16 protein-coding genes and 1 tRNA gene are annotated in these 19,045 nt (G+C 40.0%); 14 read left to right on the top strand and 3 right to left on the bottom strand.

All coding sequences use genetic code 11. The features are described from left to right. Positions 1–121 precede the first annotated feature (121 nt). Together ACOI22_RS03980 and ACOI22_RS03975 are read left to right on the top strand one after the other, a co-directional pair. Entirely contained in the window at positions 122–424 is a 303-nt protein-coding gene (locus ACOI22_RS03980; RefSeq protein WP_420670448.1) for a 4a-hydroxytetrahydrobiopterin dehydratase, read from the top strand. A 139-nt stretch (positions 425–563) separates the two neighbouring features. Then, positions 564–640: transfer RNA gene (locus ACOI22_RS03975), tRNA-Met, on the top strand. Here ACOI22_RS03975 and ACOI22_RS03970 read toward each other — a convergent pair. Further along, the gene (locus ACOI22_RS03970) at positions 619–900 is read right to left on the bottom strand and encodes a hypothetical protein (RefSeq protein ID WP_420670446.1); all 282 of its coding nucleotides are present in this window, start codon (positions 898–900) and stop codon (positions 619–621) included. The two genes, ACOI22_RS03975 and ACOI22_RS03970, sit on opposite strands and share 22 nt — an antisense overlap. 218 nt (positions 901–1,118) lie before the next feature. Here ACOI22_RS03970 and ACOI22_RS03965 point away from each other — a divergent pair, with 218 nt between their 5' ends. The 3 genes from ACOI22_RS03965 (at position 1,119) to ACOI22_RS03955 (ending at position 5,405) form a co-directional block, all read left to right on the top strand. Next, complete coding sequence (locus ACOI22_RS03965; protein WP_420670444.1) at positions 1,119–2,375, top strand: HlyD family secretion protein; 1,257 nt, start codon at positions 1,119–1,121, stop codon at positions 2,373–2,375. A gap of 36 nt (positions 2,376–2,411) precedes the next feature. Continuing rightward, positions 2,412–2,672, top strand: a complete 261-nt coding sequence (locus ACOI22_RS03960; RefSeq protein ID WP_420670442.1) for a hypothetical protein — start codon at positions 2,412–2,414, stop codon at positions 2,670–2,672. Between the two features lie 654 nt (positions 2,673–3,326). Then, positions 3,327–5,405 carry a peptidase domain-containing ABC transporter gene (locus tag ACOI22_RS03955; protein ID WP_420670440.1) on the top strand — a complete coding sequence of 693 codons (2,079 nt, stop codon included), beginning with the start codon at positions 3,327–3,329 and terminating at the stop codon, positions 5,403–5,405. Positions 5,406–6,060: 655 nt separating this feature from the next. Here ACOI22_RS03955 and ACOI22_RS03950 read toward each other — a convergent pair. Then, positions 6,061–8,559 (bottom strand): S8 family serine peptidase, encoded by a 2,499-nt coding sequence (locus tag ACOI22_RS03950; protein WP_420670438.1) that lies wholly within the window; start codon positions 8,557–8,559, stop codon positions 6,061–6,063. A 584-nt stretch (positions 8,560–9,143) separates the two neighbouring features. On the opposite strand from ACOI22_RS03950, the gene ACOI22_RS03945 reads away from it, so the two are divergent. The 6 genes from ACOI22_RS03945 (at position 9,144) to ACOI22_RS03920 (ending at position 13,155) form a co-directional block, all read left to right on the top strand. Continuing rightward, positions 9,144–9,551 carry a curlin subunit CsgB gene (locus tag ACOI22_RS03945; RefSeq protein WP_420670436.1) on the top strand — a complete coding sequence of 136 codons (408 nt, stop codon included), beginning with the start codon at positions 9,144–9,146 and terminating at the stop codon, positions 9,549–9,551. Between the two features lie 33 nt (positions 9,552–9,584). Then, positions 9,585–11,033: a curlin gene (locus tag ACOI22_RS03940; protein ID WP_420670434.1), complete on the top strand. Its 1,449-nt coding sequence runs from the start codon at positions 9,585–9,587 to the stop codon at positions 11,031–11,033. Positions 11,034–11,124: 91 nt separating this feature from the next. Further along, positions 11,125–11,523 carry a CsgE family curli-type amyloid fiber assembly protein gene (locus ACOI22_RS03935; RefSeq protein ID WP_420670431.1) on the top strand — a complete coding sequence of 133 codons (399 nt, stop codon included), beginning with the start codon at positions 11,125–11,127 and terminating at the stop codon, positions 11,521–11,523. Between the two features lie 5 nt (positions 11,524–11,528). After that, positions 11,529–11,981, top strand: a complete 453-nt coding sequence (locus ACOI22_RS03930; protein WP_420670429.1) for a curli assembly protein CsgF — start codon at positions 11,529–11,531, stop codon at positions 11,979–11,981. A gap of 3 nt (positions 11,982–11,984) precedes the next feature. After that, on the top strand, positions 11,985–12,761 hold the full coding sequence (locus ACOI22_RS03925; protein WP_420670427.1) for a CsgG/HfaB family protein: 777 nt from the start codon (positions 11,985–11,987) through the stop codon (positions 12,759–12,761). A gap of 127 nt (positions 12,762–12,888) precedes the next feature. Next, a complete protein-coding gene (locus tag ACOI22_RS03920) occupies positions 12,889–13,155 on the top strand; it encodes a hypothetical protein (RefSeq protein WP_420670424.1) in 267 nt (88 codons plus the stop codon). Between the two features lie 25 nt (positions 13,156–13,180). Here the strand turns inward: ACOI22_RS03920 and ACOI22_RS03915 are convergent, their stop codons facing one another. Beyond that, the gene (locus ACOI22_RS03915; RefSeq protein WP_420670422.1) at positions 13,181–13,858 is read right to left on the bottom strand and encodes a response regulator transcription factor; all 678 of its coding nucleotides are present in this window, start codon (positions 13,856–13,858) and stop codon (positions 13,181–13,183) included. A 561-nt stretch (positions 13,859–14,419) separates the two neighbouring features. Between ACOI22_RS03915 and rimP the strand changes: the two genes are divergently transcribed. From rimP to infB, 3 genes are read left to right on the top strand one after another with little or no spacing between them, the layout of a single operon-like run. Continuing rightward, a complete protein-coding gene (gene rimP, locus ACOI22_RS03910; RefSeq protein WP_420670420.1) occupies positions 14,420–14,878 on the top strand; it encodes a ribosome maturation factor RimP in 459 nt (152 codons plus the stop codon). Between the two features lie 36 nt (positions 14,879–14,914). Continuing rightward, positions 14,915–16,408 carry a transcription termination factor NusA gene (nusA, locus tag ACOI22_RS03905; protein ID WP_420670417.1) on the top strand — a complete coding sequence of 498 codons (1,494 nt, stop codon included), beginning with the start codon at positions 14,915–14,917 and terminating at the stop codon, positions 16,406–16,408. A gap of 23 nt (positions 16,409–16,431) precedes the next feature. After that, positions 16,432–19,041, top strand: coding sequence for a translation initiation factor IF-2 (gene infB, locus ACOI22_RS03900; protein ID WP_420670415.1), 2,610 nt, complete (start codon positions 16,432–16,434; stop codon positions 19,039–19,041). Positions 19,042–19,045: the final 4 nt, after the last annotated feature.

Raw genomic sequence — 19,045 nt, 5'->3', positions numbered from 1 at the left:
ATAGACGAAACCTAGTGAATATACAGCTATAAAGCCCTACCTCTTAAGGTGGGGCTTTTTATTTGTTGAATATATGAGACCATAGGTGTTCAATTTCTTGTAAATGAAAAAAGGAGTCGTAATGACTAGTCGATTAAATGAACAAGAGTTACAAGCAGCGCTTGCTGAGTTAAACGAAATAGCGGGCGATGATTGTTGGTTAATAATTGATGGAAAGCTAAATAAAACGTTTACCTTTAAAAGTTTCATCCGCGCATTTGGGTGGATGAGTCAAATAGCTATATGGGCTGAGAAACTAAAGCATCATCCAGAATGGTTTAATGTTTATAATAAAGTTGAAGTTAACTTAGTTACCCATGATGTAAACGGTATTAGTGGGCTAGATTTTGATTTAGCGAAGAAAATGGAGATGTTTAAGCCCTAAAACGGGTAAATCAACACGCTTTTGTACGTTAAATAAGCAGTCAGTAAATTATTTGATATTAGGTGTTGCTATGTAAATATGGCTATGTATAATACGCACCTCTTGAAGAGCAGAACAAAGCGCTTCAAACCAGAACAATCGCGGGATGGAGCAGTCTGGTAGCTCGTCGGGCTCATAACCCGAAGGTCGTAGGTTCAAATCCTGCTCCCGCAACCACATAAAAAAACCACGCTAATTAGCGTGGTTTTTTTTGTCAAACCAAAAGGGTTTAGCACTAAATCGACGTCGCCATTGGACTTCAGCTCTAGCTTCTCAACTAAAGAATGTATTGCAATTTTAGCTTCGTTTGACAAATCTTCAGATGCAAGCTCGTCTATATAGCGACGAAATTCATCCGCAATACCAGTGTTCTTTATTTCCTTAAATGTAGGAGCAACTTGTTTGAGTTTAGCTTCTTCAAATCCGTGCTGTTCCAAATCTTAACCGCCCAATTATTGAACACTTTTTTTATTATTCATTTGGTATGTATAATAAAACAGGGGAAAAAAATCGTTTCCTATCAATTAAGTATCGAATTATCAGTGAAAAGTTTCAATAAATAAACAATTAAAAGTTTATTTTCTAATTTATTTGGGGCAGTATTTTGAGCGTAAAGGGACTTAATGCCATCGCACTGTATTTAGAGGTTACTGCTATGACAAATCAACAACAAGGATTGTTTAGACCACAAGCCGTGGCGAACCAATCTGCAAAATTAGATGGAAATGTGATTATTGCGCAGCCATTGGCGTCAAAAGTACTTCTGACTGCTTTATTAGCGGTCGTTGTTATTACCCTCATATTCTTAATAAACGCCTCTTTTCATCGTAAAGAAACCGTGATGGGTTATTTACAGCCCTCTGCTGGCCTTGCTAAAATAATGGTGCAGCGTTCGGGTATCGTCAATACACTTTTTGTAGATAATGGTGACACTGTAAACGCAGGCGACCCTTTAGCACTTATTCATATTCCAGAGTTTTTGTCAGACGGTCAAAACGTCAGTGCTCTGCTAGCAAATACGCTTAACCAACAACTCAACTTTGTTGATATTCGGACTAGTGAACTGACTAGCCAGTTTAACCAACAAAAACTAGCCTTAACGCAGCGCATTATAATGGGCAAACAATCTCTTAAAGAAACTCAAGCGCAACTGAAGCTGCTCAATGAACGCCTCGTTATACAAATTAAGCGCTACAGTAACATTAGACATCTAGTGGGCACTGGCGCTATTGCCAAAAATGACGCCAGCCAACAGCAGGATATAATGCTGTCACTTAAACAACAAGTATCGGAACTACATACCTCTTATCAAACACAAACAAGTCAAGTAGATCAATTAAACGCACAGTTAATTCAATTACCCTCAGAGCATACGCAGCAATTAGCCATGTTAAACGCAGAAAAAACCCGCATTAATCAACAGCTAGCAGAAGCGAGCGCACGCGGGCAAGTACTATTGACTGCCCCCATTGCAGGTAAAGTCACGAACTTAGTGGCCGAGACCGGCACAGCAATCCGCGGGCAATTGCCATTGGCAACCATTGTGCCCAACAATGATGTGTTAAAAGCTATATTACTTGTGCCTACTCGCGCCTTTGGTTTTGTTGAGTCAGGTCAGCAAACACGTATTAGGTTCGACGCTTTTCCATACCAACGTTTTGGTTTATTTGAAGGAAAAGTGACCCATGCAGCCAATTCAATTTTGTTGCCGGGTGAAGTAGAAATGCCAATTAATATCCAAGAGCCTGTATACCGTGTAGAGGTAGCCTTGGGTAAGCAAGAAATCCGCGCTTATGGTAACTCAGTCCCGTTGCAACCGGGCATGACCTTAAGCGCAGATGTTGTGCTTGAACAACGCAGTTTACTCAGCTGGTTGCTTGAGCCTATTTTAAGCCTAAAAGGGCAAGTATAAGACCAAAACTTAAAATAAATCTCAAGGAGAGATAATATGCAAGAATTAAAATTTGAGCAAGTAGAAGATGTAAATGGTGGAGCAAATCCGGGAACACGCCGCAGAGATCGCCGATCTACTATAGGAAGTAATCCTATAAGCGCAACAGACGTCGCCATGGCGGGTGCTGCAATTGCGGCGGCGGGACAAGGAGTGTCTAAGATACCTCACGGTGCCGCAAAAGCAGTAGGTGGCGCCATGATTGGAGTCGGCGGCGCCATGCAAATGGCCGCGGCAGCAGATCATTTTAGTGAATAACACTCAATAGTTCAAAATGAACGCATAAATACTGCGTTCATTTTTTACAGATTTTTACATGGGGAATTGATATGAGATTAATAGCGTCTTGCTTTACCTATATGACACTTTCATTCACGCTAGGGTGGAATGATGATTTTTTTGGTCTTCCATCATATACTTTGTTTTTATTGTTGTTACCGTTGGCGTTAGTTGATATTTATTATCATGAAAAGAAACTAAAGACAGATTCTCAAAACACCTAGGGGTGAGCGGTTTTATCCCACGTTATTGAGCGTAAATAGGGCCAAAAAGTCTTTTGAAAATTTAATCAATGAGCATGGCTGCTTAATAAAATTAACAGTAATTGTTGGTATTGGAATTATATTTATAATTTAAAAACATGTGAGTATACTTTTTACTTATAACGATTTTTATTAGCTTATCGAAGTTTTTCCAAAACTAACAATTTCATATTTTCAATGTTATTTGAAATTATCTTATTATTATTCGGATTGAATGTATGGTCCTATTCAAACCTTGATTGCGTAGGCATCATTTTAATGATAATCGCTAGCCTTTATTTATTGCATAACGTTTTTTATAACTTAAACATAATAAAGATAGTCCCAAAACATAATATATTTACGAAAATAAGAGAAGTTGGAGTGTTTTTTGATTTACCAATCCGAAGCTGCTGAATGCGGCCTTGCGTGCATGGCTATGATCGCCAACCATAATGGACACAAGCTAGATTTAACCACCCTGCGCAACCGCTATAGCGTTTCGTTTAAAGGCGCAAATATGCAGCAGCTTATGAAGCTTGCTGAGCAACTTAGTATGGTAGGCCGTGCGCTTAAATTGGATTTGGATGAACTTAAAAATCTCAAAACCCCGTGTATTTTGCATTGGGATATGAATCACTTTGTAGTGTTGAGCAAGGTCCGAGGCAGTAGTATCACCATCTTAGATCCTGCAATGGGTGAGCGCAAAATATTAATGAAGGACGTAGACAAATCGTTTACTGGAATTGCTTTAGAATTATCACCTACCACTGAATTTAAAAAGAAAGACGAGCGCGTCAAATTAGGTATCAGTGCCTTTTGGACAAATATTGAAGGTTTAATACCTTCTCTCACTAAACTGTTTGTTTTATCGTTGTTACTCCAAATTTTTATGTTGGCCGCGCCATACTACACCCAACTTGTAGTAGACGAGGTACTTGTGAGCGAAGATAAATCTTTGTTGGTTGTCCTTGCGCTTGGTTTTGGCTTTTTAGTGCTCATTCAGGTGCTTACCCAAACCTTTAGAAGCTGGGTAGTATTGCATCTAAGTGCCATAATGAGCGTGCAACTGGCCACTAACCTCATGCGGCATTTAGTGCACTTGCCCTTAAATTATTTTGATAAACGTCATATGGGCGACGTAGTATCGCGTTTTGGCTCACTAGACGCCATCCGTGATTTATTCACCAACACCTTGGTCGAAGGCGTGGTCGATGGCTTGATGGCCATTATCGTGCTTATCATGATGTTTTTATACGACCCCACACTATCCTTCATTGTACTGAGTGTAGTGGCACTGTACGCTATTATCCGCTTTGCATTGTATCGTCCTTTACATCAATTGACCGAGGCTAGCATTATGGCCGAGGCAAAAGAGCAGTCTAACTTTATGGAAACCGTGCGTGGCATGCAAAGCATTAAATTGTTTGGCCAACAAATCCAACGCTTAAACAGCTGGCAGAACAAATACGCAGATGCAGTAAATCAGAGCTATAAACTCGGTAAATGGACCATTTCCTATCAAACCATTAATGCCGTACTATTTGGTCTCGAAAACATTGTTATTGTTTACTTAGCAGCCATAGCAGTTATGGCGGGCGGCTTTAGTGTAGGGATGTTATTTGCCTTCATGGCTTATAAAAACCAGTTTACTAACAGAATGTCGGGCTTAATTGATAACATCATTTATATAAAAATGACGCGCTTACACCTTGAGCGTTTGTCGGATATCGCACTTACCGATAAAGAGAACGAGGGTTTAGATGCGCCAAAACGTCAAATAAATGGTCAGTTAAGTTTAGCTAAACTTAGTTTTCGCTACGCTAATAACGAACCCTTATTGTTCAGTGACTTAAGCATCACCATCACGCAAGGCAGCAATATCGCAATTATTGGTCCGTCTGGCGCCGGTAAAACAACCTTAATGAAAATAATGTTAGGTTTGCAAATACCTGAGTCCGGTAAAATTGAAGTTGACGGTATCGACATTAATCATATTGGCCTGCGAAATTATCGCAGTCAAATAGGTGCGGTCATGCAAGACGACCAACTGATGTCAGGCACGCTAGCGGAAAACATCGCCTTTTTTGACCCTCAATTAGACATGGCACAAGTTACGCATTCAGCGCAGCTTGCAGGTATTCACCAAAATATATCGCAAATGAATATGGGTTATAATTCACTTGTGGGCGACATGGGTAGCGCACTGTCGGGCGGTCAAAAACAACGATTACTCCTTGCCCGTGCCTTATATCGCCAACCTAAAATACTACTGCTTGATGAAGCCACTAGCCATTTAGACAGTGAGTTAGAGCATTACGTCAACCAAGCCATACAACAACTCAATATCACACGCATTGTCATCGCACACAGGCAAGAAACAATATTAAATGCTGATTTTATCTATGCATTGCAAGAGGGTAAACTGGCAGATGTAACACAAGAATATAAAGATTCTTTTAATGTCTAGTGCCTGGTGTTTTTTATTGACAGTATATAGTCAGTCTAAGCGATTTTTGCGCACACCGAAGATTAGTAACATTTTTGATTACTCAGTCTCTTGTTTTAGTTAATGAAAGTCATAGTTGCTTAAAGAGGCTTTACTTCATTTGCTAAAACTAGCGTGCCCTAAGAAGAACCCAAATCAAGTTTAGAATGACGAGGTTTTTATTATACTTAAAATATGTCAGGTACAGCCGAAAACAACAATTAAGCAGCGACGTTAAGGTCGCACTAACTTGGCAAAGACTTGCAGAATAAAGATGACTGAAAAAGTTCTGTTATTTCGCTAGATTATATGGTTGTTAACCACAATTTGAACTAAGTCGTTTGCCAATTGTTAACAACAGCGCGTCTTGAAATCATTAAAATTCATTCTACGTTTATACTCCGTAACGAGTGGTAATGTCATTAATAACAAGCGGTATATCCCTAGTGTTGCACGCTCCCGCAACCACATTAAAAACCACGCTATTTAGCGTGGTTTTTTTGTATGTATTAGTTGCTTTTATTTATCTTGTTTTGTTTCATCGGTAAAAGTGATGTAAAAGCAATCGGAATAAAAGAGTAATAAAAAGCCCCGCACTTGAGCGGGGCTTTTTCATTTTTGACTTACCTACATATTTCTATGGCGTCACAATGAGTGGATCAGAACATGCATCCGTTTCATCACAAACAATGTACGTAAACGATACTGCGCTTGCGCGTCGTTCACGGTCTCTATAAGTACCCGTATTTTCGCCGGTGTGAATTAACACGCCATCACGATAAATACTAATAGTCTCAGAGCTTGTGCCAACATACTCTAAATCAACCAGAAGATTGCCAAAGCGTGACAGCATGGCGCGAGTTACGCTCGCTTCTATCACATTGCTCGACACAGTAACTTGTTGCATCATTGTGTCTGTTAAGCCTTCTGAATCAGTTGCTGTTAGACTCACATCATACGTACCGTTTGTTGCGTAGGTATGTACAGGGCTCGTATCACTTGACATAGCGCCATCACCGAAGTCCCATGCGTAACTTACAATATCATCGTTTGCATCGCTACTCATGTTACTGAAGGTCACGGTAAGCGCTTCATCAACAAAACTAAACTCAGCCATAGGTGGGCGTGGACCCACTTCGCCAATTGCTGAAATATCCATGCCCCAGCTATTAAGTGTGCCGTCATCACCGTTAAAGGTATCAACAATGTTGAGTGTCCAATCACCCGTACCCACTTCACCGTTAAATGCATCTGTCTCATAGGTTTCTACAATATCATCATCGCCGCCACCAGAGTTAGAACGTAATAAGGCTGACGTACCCTCAGGTGATACTAAGGTAATAACTAAGTCACCACTGTATGTGTGTGTAATATCAACTGATACCGACATACCAAATACAGTGATTGGATCAGCCACAGTAATAACAGAGTCAATACCTACATCATCAGGATCATCTTCGTTTGGTAGCGTTGGAATAGGAACATCTGTTGCTACATACGAAATAACATTTAAGCCTTGTGGAATAACACTCAAGCTAACAGATTTAGATTTACTTATGTCGCCGCTAACCGCGTTTACGGTCATTGAGTACTCGCCCCAAGGGGTGTCATCCATTGTCATTACATCAAGTGTTACCATGTCATCAGGCGAGGCAGTCGTGCTTGATAACATACCAAGGCCTGATGGATCATCAAGTGACAAAGTAATTTCGTCGGTGAATCCGGCTATGCTACTAAGGTCAACTGTATAGCTGGTTGACTCACCTGCTACTATTTCTTGGCTTGAAGGCGTAACACCTAACAAGAAGCCTGGATCTGGATCTGCCGCTTCTAGTGCGTTAAACACATTCAAGCGTTTACCTGAAACAGTTCTTCCGTTTGCGTAGGCATTATCATCACCGCTAGACAATAGTATGTCTTTCATTTCTAGGGCGGTAAGGGCCGGATTAATTGACCACACTAATGCTGCAGAGCCAGTAACGTGAGGCGTTGCCATAGATGTACCTGAGAAAACAGAATAGTTATTTCCAGGAGTGGTAGATAAAATTGAACCGCCTGGGGCAGCTAAATCTACAGACGTTAAGCCATATGAATGGCCAACATCACCATCAGTTCGGCCAATACTCGCTACTGCTATTAGTGAATCATTATCATAACTAGACGGATAATGAGGGCTTGCGTCATTATCAACGCCTGAGTTTCCAGCCGCTGCTAAAAATAGGACGTCAGACTCTCCAGCCGCGGTAATAGCATCTTGAAGTGCTTGACTGAAAGAACCACCACCCCAACTATTATTAGTGGCGCGAACATTTATACCGCTGTTTCTTAGTTCAGTGAAATAATTGATACATTCTATTGCACCAGCAGTTGAACCGGTTCCTGCTGCCGTTAAAAATTTACAAGCGGCAATTGATACTTCATGGTTTACGCCAACCACACCAATACCATTGTTGCCCACCGCACCAATAGTACCTGCAACGTGAGTGCCGTGAGAATCATCATCCATTGGGTCTGAATCGACGTTGGCAGTATCAATACCATAAATATCGTCAATATATCCGTTACCGTCGTCATCAATGCCATTGCCTGGCACTTCACCGGGGTTTTGCCACATATTGCCGGCTAAGTCTTCATGAGTATAATCAACCCCGGAATCGATAACACCTATTACTACTTCGCTACTACCCGTTGTAATATCCCAGGCTTCTGCAGCGTCAATGTCAGCATCTACTGTCCCACCGCTTTGGCCGGTATTATTCAATCCCCACAAATCGCCGTAGCTTGGGTCGTTAGGCGTTAGTGATTTCGTCCAAACGTAATTAGGCTCTACATAAGCAACTGCGGGATTGTTTTTCAAAATCTCCATTGCTTCTTTAACCGTTTTACCGCGAAGTGATAAATTAGCTATACGCCCGTCTAATAAACTCTTAAAACGGTCATCAATTTCATCGCGGTTTACATCAGATATACGAGCGCCTACAGAACTACGTGCTCGCATCTTGGTTAACTTGCTAACATCCTTTTTGTATACAACAAGTACTGAGTCGTCAAACAACGAAGTTTCAGACGCATGCACACCCGATGCAGATAACACGGGCATTAATGCAAGCGTAAGTAACGATAGTTTTGTTTTCATGATAAGAAATCCCAATTGATATTAAAGCTAAAACTTAAAAGTCTTTGCTATAAAGTTATTAGTAATATCGATGAGGCTTCCAACATTAGGCTTTTTACACAACAATATGAATCTAAACTTAATAAGTACTAACCCGCCATAGGAAGTGCCGAAAATACGACTAAATCAGTAATAAATTTACGATTCACTCTCATTAAACTAATGAATTAGTACCAATTTTTCATTTTCAAATACGGTTTATATACGAGGCATTTAGTCTCTAAACCGATTTTCAATTTAAATAAAGAATCGCTACATTAAAATTATTAGCACTTTAGTACCATTTAATTTCTCAATTATTATAATTATTACAATGAGTTAGATTTAATTTGTAATTGAAGAGGATAGCTAAATAATGATTTTGGGTGATGGTAAATAGTAACAGAACGCTGTTCTATAGAAGGGTCAGTTAGTTAAATATACCTTTGCCGTTATAACAAGGAAGTAACAACGTGATAGGAAATAATAAGAAACATTTCTCAAGGTTTAACATATTAGCATTCAAAAGAGCGCTGATAAATTGGGTCATGTTTTTTTGTTATATTTTGTCACCACAGTTAGGACACGCTCAGGATCTAGGTAACAACACTGATTTACAAGACTCTAATTTATCGTTAAGTCTTTCAACAACTATTAATTTTAGTAGTGCTTTAGGCGGCTCTATTACGATTGGTCAGTACGGTTTATACAACACAACGAATATCATCCAAGCAGGCAGCAATGCCAATACCATCTCAGTTATTCAACAAGGCAATAATAATACAGCTGATATAACGCAGTTGGGTGTCGACAATACAGTTAATGTCCTTCAAGAGGGCGAAAATAACTTATTTAAAATCATCCAAGATGGAGACGGTAATGTTGCTAACGTTAATCAACTTGGTGAGCAAAACTTTATTGTTCATCAAATAGGGAACGAAATGACGGTTAATATCACGCAGTATCAAAAATAAAGCGTGAATTTTCGATCATTAACGGAGAATACTGTGAAATTTACAAAATCAAACATAACGAGTGCACTTCTTATAGCGCTTGCAGCTAGCGGCAGCGTAATGGCTCAAGAAGCAGATAAAAGTAAAGTAGATACTTATGTACTAGAAGCCGATTTTACGGCTGATGCAGAAGGTAATGTTATAATTATTACCCAGGAAGCCCCAGAAGGTTCAGTGCTAGGTAATGAAACGGCAGTGACCCAAGTAGGCGATTATAACGGCGCGCAAATTGACATCGTAGGTGAAGCTAATGATGTTATGGTAGAACAATTCGGTGCTGACAATATTGTTATTGGTAGTATTACCGGTGATGCCAATATTATGTACGTTACGCAGGATGGCCTAGAACTTACCGCTGATACAACGGTGGTTGGAAACGAAAACGAAATCATGATTGTGCAAGAAGGCGATGGTGGTTTGTTTGGTATTGATAATAGAACCATTAACTACATTGAAGGTGATGGCAACGAACTCGATATTTACTCGGGTGACGGCGGTAATTGGACTGACAACACAGTAGTAGGTTCTGACAACAGCATTGAAATAACTCAAGACGACGAGTGGCATGAGTCATACGTGAATGTGTTCGGTGATGATAACGAAGTGGAAGTAGAGCAAAGTGGTTTTTACAATATCGCTGATATTACAGTAGACGGTATTGATAACGATGTTGAAGTTGAGAGTGATGGTGAAAACAACTCTGTTAGCTTTTCTATCGTAAATAATGATAACAGCTTTGAAGTAGATCAATCAGGTGATAATAACATTGTTTCCTCTGGCATTTTCGAAGGAGCTGAAAACGAAGCTGAAGTCATACAGATTGGTGATTATAACGAGGGTGTTATAGAAACAGCTGGTGGCGCAGGAAATGATTTAACCGTAACGCAAATTGGTTCATCTAACTTTGGTTATGCTGGCGTTATTGGTGTTGATAATGTTTCAACCGTAACACAGATAGGTGATTTTAATGAAGCTAACACGATTAATTTTGCCGGCATAGCCAATGAAGTTGAAATAGTTCAGGAAGGCAGTGGCAACTTAGGTTTAGCACAAGCGGTACTGGATGCTGGTTCAGAATCAGCTAGCTTTAACACCATCAGCCTTTCACAAATCGGTAACGATAATGACGGGGCTGTTACGCTAGCTTCGGTTGGTGTAGCTGATTTTAACGAAATTACTGTAATGCAATCAGGTGATTTAAACTTACTTGATTTAGTTGTAAACGGTGACGGAAACCTTGTTGATATAATGCAAGAGGGTTCAGGTAACTGGATAAGTGCTGAGGATGGTTCTGCATTCCAAATGAATTCAGATTATACCGCTTTTACTGTTGAGCAAATTGGAAACGATAACCTTGTTATTGGTGATATTTCAGGTACAGGTGGTTCTGTTCTTGTTTCACAAACCGGTGATTTCAACGTAGCGACAGTTACGCAAATGTAAATAGTGTAGAAGGAGTAAGTTTTCATGATTTGCTCCTTCATTAATTCAAGCTTTTATTTGAAATGCTTAAAAATAATAATAAATGAAGTAGATGAAATTTAAATACTGTGTTTTAGCCTTTTTAATCACTTTTTCTTTCGCCAATACCAGTAAAAGTATTGCACAGGAAGAAATTGAATTATCTGGGCTTATTTTAGACAACACAATTAGTAGACAAGGTCACGAGTTTGCTAACCAACTTAGTCGTTTCTGGCAAGAAATCCCTAATACCTTTGGTAAAAACGTTGTAATTAAAGAAATAATCGTACCGCAAGCGGGTACCCAGCTAGACGTCATTTTTGATAATAAATCTGTATATAGAACTTACTTAGGAAGACGTTTGATGCCAATAGATGAGCGCGTGGGTCAAGCTGTATACCGATTAGTAGATGCAATAGCTCAGTCTGACAGTCGCTCCTCAAGCCCTGACTTAGCTGACGATGAATGGTGAATAAAATGAAAATAAAAAGAAAAAATGTGATAGTGGGAGCGGTTATCTCACTTGCTTGTACTCAAATGAGTTTTGCACAAGAACTCGTATACACTCCAATAAATCCTAGTTTTGGTGGAAGCCCCTTAAACGGTAGCTACTTATTGAATAAGGCTAACGCGCAAAACACAAAAACCGCGCCTACCACTACGCGAACTTATGCGGATAGATTACAAGAATCTATTGAGCGCGCATATATTAGCCGAATTGTGAGTGAAATTACTGACATAGCGTTTGGTGAAGAATCAGTAGATGCTGACGGTAACGTTATTCCAAGTATATTTGATGATAATGCATTATTTGTAAGTGGCGATTTTCAAGTAGAGTTAATTACTGAGAATACAGATAGTTTAGTGGTTGAAATTACTAATATTTTAACGGGTGAAATTACTATTGTAGAAATACCACGCTTCGGATAAACAATGAAAAAAATACTATTAACGTTTGCTGCAACACTTTTGTTAGGTGGTTGCTCTTCAATGACAAACTGGGCTCCGCCTTATGAGCAGGATGCAACCGTAATCGAGAACTCTGACAGTTTAAATGCGCTCCTTGCATTACCTAAACCTGTAGGACGTATTCCTGTGTCGGTGTATGGTTTTAGGGACCAAACTGGGCAATATAAACCTACCACTGGTGCGAGTTCTTTCTCAACGGCGGTAACACAAGGCGCAACCTCAATTTTAATGCAAACTCTGGGTGAAACAAGTTGGTTTATGCCTGTTGAACGTGAAGGTTTACAAAACATTTTAACAGAGCGTAAAATTGTAAGAGCCGCTAATGCTGAAAACGATCAAAGTGAGCTTCCTCCGCTTACCACTGCAAAGATAATTATTGAAGGTGGTATAGTGAGTTATGATACCAATACTAGAACCGGAGGCATGGGAGCTGAATATTTTGGAATTGGCGCTTCAACCCTATACAGGGAAGACCAAATTACCGTATTCATGCGTGCTGTTGACGTAAGAACAGGTCAGGTGTTGGTGTCGGTTTCCACTAATAAAAAGGTACTGAGTCAAGAAATTAGAGCGGGTTTATTTCGCTATGTTTCTTACAAACGCTTACTTGAAATAGAAACCGGCTTTACCACGAACGAACCTATGTTTGAATGTGTAAAACAAAGCATAGAAAAAGCCGTGGGAGAACTAGTTATAAAAGGTATTGATAAAGGCGTTTGGCGAGCAAGAGAAGCGGCTTAAGCTAAGCCGTAATAATTTGTAGTTTACATTATATGAAAGGATTGAAGTGGATTTTCTAAGTTATTTTTGGCTTATATGCATACTAGCGAGTTTACCGATGTGGTATCTCATTTTTAATAAAAAATACATGCAAGCGTCTAAAGTTTTTGTTGATTTAGATGATGATTTACTAATCGCGCATGTACCACTAGCGAGAGTGTTTACTCGTTTTGCTAAGGTTGTTCCTAAATCTAACATTGATAGAATTCAGATTGCGGGCAATATGATTACTATTTTTAGTAAAAGTAATAATGCTATTGATGTTTGGATTCCAAGAAAAGATTTTGTTGAACCAGCTAAGCAGCGTGCTTTAGCGCTATGTAATGAGGTTGATGTAGTATATGTAGACCGCTAACACGCGATTAGCAGCCTTTTATGCCTTAGGACAACACTGAGTGGTCTTTCAAAGACCACTTGATTAGTTCAACTCTGTTTCGACAGTGGGTTTTTCTAAAGATGCTATACACATGGGTCTTAACAGTATTAACGCTAATATGTAATTGTTCAGCAATCTCTATGTTTCTAGCGCCTTGAGCAATTAAACTAACAATAGTACGTTCACGTTTAGTTAAGGTATCAGACACTTCATTACAATCAGGTGAATATAGATTTTGTTGGTTAAACTCGCCTACTAATTGTTTTATCATCATTTCAAGGGTTTCGCGTTTAAACCAAAATTTGCCATTCTTAATAGTTTGAATACCTTTTATTAATATCTCCAATTTGTCATCTATGTAAAACACGCCTTTAACACCGTTTTTTAACGCAGTAAGTTCCACATCTTTTTGCGCTCGCTCTGCGTCAAATAAGACAATTTTGTGTTTATATTCTGAAGTGAACAATGCATGCTGAAAAAGGGCTGAGCTTGGATAGTCAGAAACATCTAAAAAGATAATTTTATAAGTGGCTAGTGCTTCATTACTAGGCTGGCCTGAAGTGATTTTTAAATCATATCCACATGCATCAATTAAATCTAAAAAATGCGTGAATGATGTGTGTCGTGCTATGCCCGATTCTGGCACTTTATTGCTAAAAACTAATGCTTTTTGCAATCCCATTTACTACTCCTTGTATACTTGCGTTAATGAATTTATAACGTATATCTTTTTTTAATTAAAGATACGCTGAATTGATGTAAACAACAAGTTGCATCGCTCAAAAAACAATCGGATTGCTTGTTCTCATATTAAGTGCCCCGCAACTGCTAACTATATGGGTATATATCAATATAAGGTTTGCGATATTAGCAATAGGCTTGTATACTTGCCGCAAATCGCGAACTCCCTGATTTTATTGTGCTGCCTTGAATGAGTAAAATTTCAAAGCATAACGCCTTTTACCTAAATGGTGCTTATATATGCTTTGCATATATCCTCAGTCAATAAATACATGTATAAAATCAAAGTAGCGCGCAAAGCAAGCTGCCACTCTTCATAGCGTTTGTTGAGTTGAGCTGTAGTGCTGAAGTATACAGTTACCCTAGTTTATTAACGGTAGGTGTAAAGTACTGATTATAATTGGCTCCGCTTGTCCGGGGCTTTTTTGTATGCATTAGTTGATGCCAACTAATGATTAACGGGCTATTTGCCCTTTTTTTGTATGTAAATTTGGAGTTGGGATTGTCACAACTTGAGAAAAAATTAACTGAACTACTCACACCAGCCGTTGAGGCAATTGGTTTTGAGTTAGTTGGGGTAGAGTTTGTGCGGGCGGGAAAACATTCCACCTTGCGCTTATACATTGATTCTGAAAATGGTATTGATGTAGATGATTGCGCTGATGTAAGCCATCAGGCAAGTGCCATACTAGATGTAGAAGATCCAATTAGCACCGAGTACAACTTGGAAGTGTCTTCTCCTGGTATGGACCGACCTTTGTTTAAGGCTGCACATTATGAAAGTGTAGTTGGTCAAACAATTACGGTTAAATTACAAATGGCTCAAGAAGGTAGGCGTAATTTTAAAGGCTTACTTGTTTCAAGTAGTGAGTCTAGTTTTGTAATTGAAGTAGACAACGAACGTTTTGAATTAGCTTATGACAACGTTATCAAGGCGAATTTAGTACCAGATTTTGATTAATCTTATTGTGCTCAATAATGGAGCAATGAGGCGAAGATGAGTAAAGAAATTTTATTAGTTGCTGAAGCAGTATCAAATGAAAAACAAGTGCCAAGAGAGAAAATATTTGAGGCATTGGAGTTTGCTTTAGCAAGTGCCACTAAAAAGAAAAATGAAGGCACAATTGAAGTGAGAGTTTCAATTGACAGAGAAACCGGTGATTTTGACACTTTCCGTCGTTGGGAAGTAGTTGAAGATGATCATGTGCAAGAAAATCCATTTGCAGAAATTACTATTTCAGCAGCACAAATTGATGAACCAGAAATTAAAATTGGTGAATTTGTTGAAGAACAAATTGAATCAATTGCTTTTGACCGAATAACTACACAAACGGCTAAACAAGTAATTGTACAAAAAGTGCGTGAAGCTGAACGTGCTCAAATGATTGCCGAATATGAAGATAAAGTAGGTGAGCTGGTTACCGGAACGGTTAAGAAAGTGAACCGCGACAACATTATCATTGATTTAGGAAATAACGCTGAAGGTGTGATTTTCCGCGATGATATGCTTCCGCGTGAGACTTTCAGACCAGGTGACCGTGTTCGTGGCTTATTGTATGTAATTAAGCCTGAAGCACGCGGCGCCCAATTGTTTATTAGCCGTACCCACCCTGACATGCTAGTAGAGTTATTTAGACTAGAAGTGCCAGAAATTGCTGAAGAAACACTAGAGATAAAAGCCGCCGCTCGCGATCCAGGTGCGCGTGCTAAAATAGCCGTTAAAACTAACGACAAACGTTTAGACCCTGTGGGCGCGTGCGTTGGTATGCGTGGTTCACGAGTACAAGCGGTTTCAAGTGAACTTGGTGGTGAGCGTGTAGATATTGTTTTGTGGGATGAAAATCCAGCTCAATTCGTTATTAATGCAATGGCTCCGGCAGAAGTGGCTTCAATTGTGGTTGATGAAGATGCTCGTGCAATGGATGTGGCTGTAGAAAGCGATAATTTAGCACAAGCCATAGGCAGAAACGGTCAAAACATTCGTTTAGCTAGCCAGTTAACCGAGTGGGAATTGAACGTGATGACGGTTGAAGATTTATCGACCAAGCACGAAAAAGAAAATCAGAAAGTGTTATCGGTATTTACTGAAGGCTTAGAAATTGATGAAGATTTCGCATTAGTTTTAGTAGATGAAGGATTCACTAGTTTAGAAGAAATTGCTTACGTTCCAGTAAGCGAATTATTAGAAATAGATGGCTTAGACGAAGAGTTAGTGGAAGAGTTGCGCGAACGTGCAAAAGCGGCATTAACCACGAAAGCTTTGGCAAATGAAGAATCATTAGAATCTTCAGAACCTAAGCAAGAGCTACTAGATTTAGCAGGCATGGAGCGACACGTTGCATTTGTATTAGCAAGTCGCGGCATCACTGATCTAGAAGCACTAGCAGAGCAAGGTACAGATGAAATAAGCGACATAGAAGAACTTACCGAAGAAAAAGCGGGTGAGTTAATTATGGCCGCAAGAAATATTGTCTGGTTTAACGAAGAATAGGTCAATTAGGAGTACTTATCGATATGGCAGAAGTTTCCATAGAAAAATTAGCAAGTGATATCAGCACCACGGTTGACCGATTGTTAAAGCAGTTCAAAGATGCAGGCATCGAGAAAAAGCTTGATGACAGCGTAACCGAAGAAGAAAAGCAAACCCTGTTAGACTTTTTAAGCAAGCAACATGGCGGAGCGGGTGCGCAAGCGCCGAAGAAAATGACTTTGCAGCGTAAAACCACGAGCACGATTAGCCTTGGCAAATCGCGAGCAGTTAAGGTAGAAGTGCGCAAGAAACGCACTTATGTTAAACGCTCTGATGTGGAAGTTCAGCAACAAGCTGAAGAGGAAGCGAAACTTAAAGCACAAGAAGAGCAGGCGCGCTTAGAAGCTGAAAAGCAAGCAGCTGAAGCCGCTAAAGCTGCCGCTGAAGAAAAAGCGAAAAAAGCAGAAGAAGCGAAGAAAAAACAGGAAGCTGAGCGTTTAGCGCGCGCAGAAAAAGCGAAGAAAGAAGCAGAAGAGAGAAAATCTGCTGACTCCAAGCTGACCGATGAAGAGCGTAAAGCACAAGAAGATGCGCGCACTGAAGCTGAACGTTTGCAAAAAGCGCAAGAAGAAGAAGCTCAGAAGAAACTAGAAAAAGAAGCTAAAAAAGCGGCTGAAGAAGCGCTTAAGTTAGCTGAAGAAAATGAGCGTCGCTGGAAAGAAGAAGAAGAGCGACGCAAAAAAGAAGAAGCCAAAGAAGTGCATGTTCACTCTAATCGCTATGCGCAAGAAGCAGAAGATGAAGAAGATATGCAAGTTGAGCGCGGCGGCCGTAGACGTAAAAAGTCTAAAAAGAACGCTGGTGAAGATTTGAAGCATAGCTTCAACAAGCCAGTTGCACCGGTTGAACGAATTGTTAAGCTTGGTGAAACAATCACTGTAGGTGATCTTGCTAGCCGTATGTCGGTTAAAGGCACAGAAGTAATCAAAACTATGATGAAAATGGGCGAGATGGCCACTATTAACCAAGTGCTTGACCAAGAAACAGCTGTTCTTGTAATTGAAGAAATGGGTCACAAGTATGAAATTGTGAACGAAAATGCATTAGAAGACGAACTAGTTGCAGTACCTTCATCGGGTAGTAAAGAGTCTCGTGCACCTGTTGTAACAATTATGGGCCACGTTGACCACGGAAAAACATCACTATTGGATTACATTCGCAGAGCAAAAGTTGCTGACGGCGAAGCGGGTGGTATTACTCAGCATATTGGTGCTTACAGCGTAGAAACTGACAATGGCCGAATTGCATTTTTAGATACACCAGGACATGCCGCGTTTACCGCAATGCGTGCCCGTGGTGCAACGGCAACTGATATTGTTATTCTAGTTGTTGCTGCTGATGATGGCGTTATGCCGCAAACCAAAGAGGCGGTGCAGCACGCAAAAGCTGCAGGTGTACCTCTTATTGTTGCGGTTAACAAAATGGATAAAGAAGCGGCTGATCCCGACCGTGTTAAAACTGAACTGTCTCAATTAGAGGTTATCTCTGAAGAGTGGGGCGGTGATCACCAATTCGTAAGCGTATCTGCTAAAACAGGCTTAGGCATTGATGAATTACTAGAAGCCATTAGCTTACAAGCTGAAGTACTAGACTTACAAGCTGTAAGAGACGGTTCTGCACGCGGTATTGTTATTGAATCTAGACTTGATAAAGGCCGTGGCCCAGTAGCTTCTGTATTAGTTCAAGAAGGTGAACTTCGCGCCGGTGATATCTTACTTTGTGGTGAGGAATATGGCCGCGTTCGTGCAATGAGAGACGAACACGGGAAAAGCATTGACGTAGCTGGCCCATCTACTCCTGTAGAAGTGTTAGGTTTGTCAGGCGTACCGGTTGCTGGTGAAAGTGCATTAGTTGTTCAAGACGAACGTAAAGCTCGTGAAGTAGCAGCCAAGCGCCATACTAAGCAACGTGAGCTTAAGCTAGCCAAGCAGCAAAAGGCTAAGTTAGAGAACATGTTTGCAAACATGGAAAGTGGTGATGTTAGCGACTTAAACATTGTTCTTAAAGCTGATGTTCAAGGTTCCATTGAAGCGATTGCTGATAGCTTGATCAAATTATCTACTTCTGAAGTTAAAGTAAATATTGTAGGTAGCGGTGTAGGTGGTATTACAGAAACTGATGCAAGTTTAGCAGCGGCGTCATCAGCTATCGTTGTAGGTTTCAACGTTCGTGCTGATGCCACTGCACGTAAGATGATTGAAGCCGAAGAAATAGACTTACGTTATTACAGCATTATTTATGAGCTAATTGACGAAGTGAAACAAGCAATGAGCGGTATGCTTGCGCCAGAATTTAAACAACAAATTATTGGCCTAGCGGAAGTTCGTGATGTGTTTAAATCACCTAAAATTGGTGCAATTGCCGGTTGTATGGTAACTGAGGGTATCATCAAGCGTAATAACCCAATTCGCGTATTACGTGAAAACGTGGTTATTTATGAAGGTGAACTTGAGTCATTAAGACGTTTCAAAGACGACGTTCAAGATGTTAAGAAAGGCATTGAATGTGGTATTGGCGTTAAGAATTATAATGACGTGAAAGTGGGTGACCAAATCGAAGTATTTGAAATAGTAGAAGTTCAGCGCGAAATTTAAATTT

The sequence above is a fragment of the Glaciecola sp. 2405UD65-10 genome (assembly GCF_048820975.1).
Classification (GTDB): Bacteria; Pseudomonadota; Gammaproteobacteria; order Enterobacterales; family Alteromonadaceae; genus Glaciecola.
Note: the sequence above shows the minus strand (reverse complement) of the source record. Positions and strands in the feature narration are given on the sequence as shown.

What these genes read in the sequence shown, in the direction of transcription:
- ACOI22_RS03980 (WP_420670448.1), top strand. Translation starts at nt 122, where the DNA reads ATGACTAGTCGATTAAATGAACAAGAGTTACAAGCAGCGCTTGCTGAG.
- ACOI22_RS03965 (WP_420670444.1), top strand. Translation starts at nt 1,119, where the DNA reads ATGACAAATCAACAACAAGGATTGTTTAGACCACAAGCCGTGGCGAAC.
- ACOI22_RS03960 (WP_420670442.1), top strand. Translation starts at nt 2,412, where the DNA reads ATGCAAGAATTAAAATTTGAGCAAGTAGAAGATGTAAATGGTGGAGCA.
- ACOI22_RS03950 (WP_420670438.1), bottom strand. Translation starts at nt 8,559, where the DNA reads ATGAAAACAAAACTATCGTTACTTACGCTTGCATTAATGCCCGTGTTA.
- ACOI22_RS03935 (WP_420670431.1), top strand. Translation starts at nt 11,125, where the DNA reads ATGAAATTTAAATACTGTGTTTTAGCCTTTTTAATCACTTTTTCTTTC.
- ACOI22_RS03930 (WP_420670429.1), top strand. Translation starts at nt 11,529, where the DNA reads ATGAAAATAAAAAGAAAAAATGTGATAGTGGGAGCGGTTATCTCACTT.
- ACOI22_RS03925 (WP_420670427.1), top strand. Translation starts at nt 11,985, where the DNA reads ATGAAAAAAATACTATTAACGTTTGCTGCAACACTTTTGTTAGGTGGT.
- ACOI22_RS03920 (WP_420670424.1), top strand. Translation starts at nt 12,889, where the DNA reads ATGCAAGCGTCTAAAGTTTTTGTTGATTTAGATGATGATTTACTAATC.
- ACOI22_RS03915 (WP_420670422.1), bottom strand. Translation starts at nt 13,858, where the DNA reads ATGGGATTGCAAAAAGCATTAGTTTTTAGCAATAAAGTGCCAGAATCG.
- nusA (WP_420670417.1), top strand. Translation starts at nt 14,915, where the DNA reads ATGAGTAAAGAAATTTTATTAGTTGCTGAAGCAGTATCAAATGAAAAA.
- infB (WP_420670415.1), top strand. Translation starts at nt 16,432, where the DNA reads ATGGCAGAAGTTTCCATAGAAAAATTAGCAAGTGATATCAGCACCACG.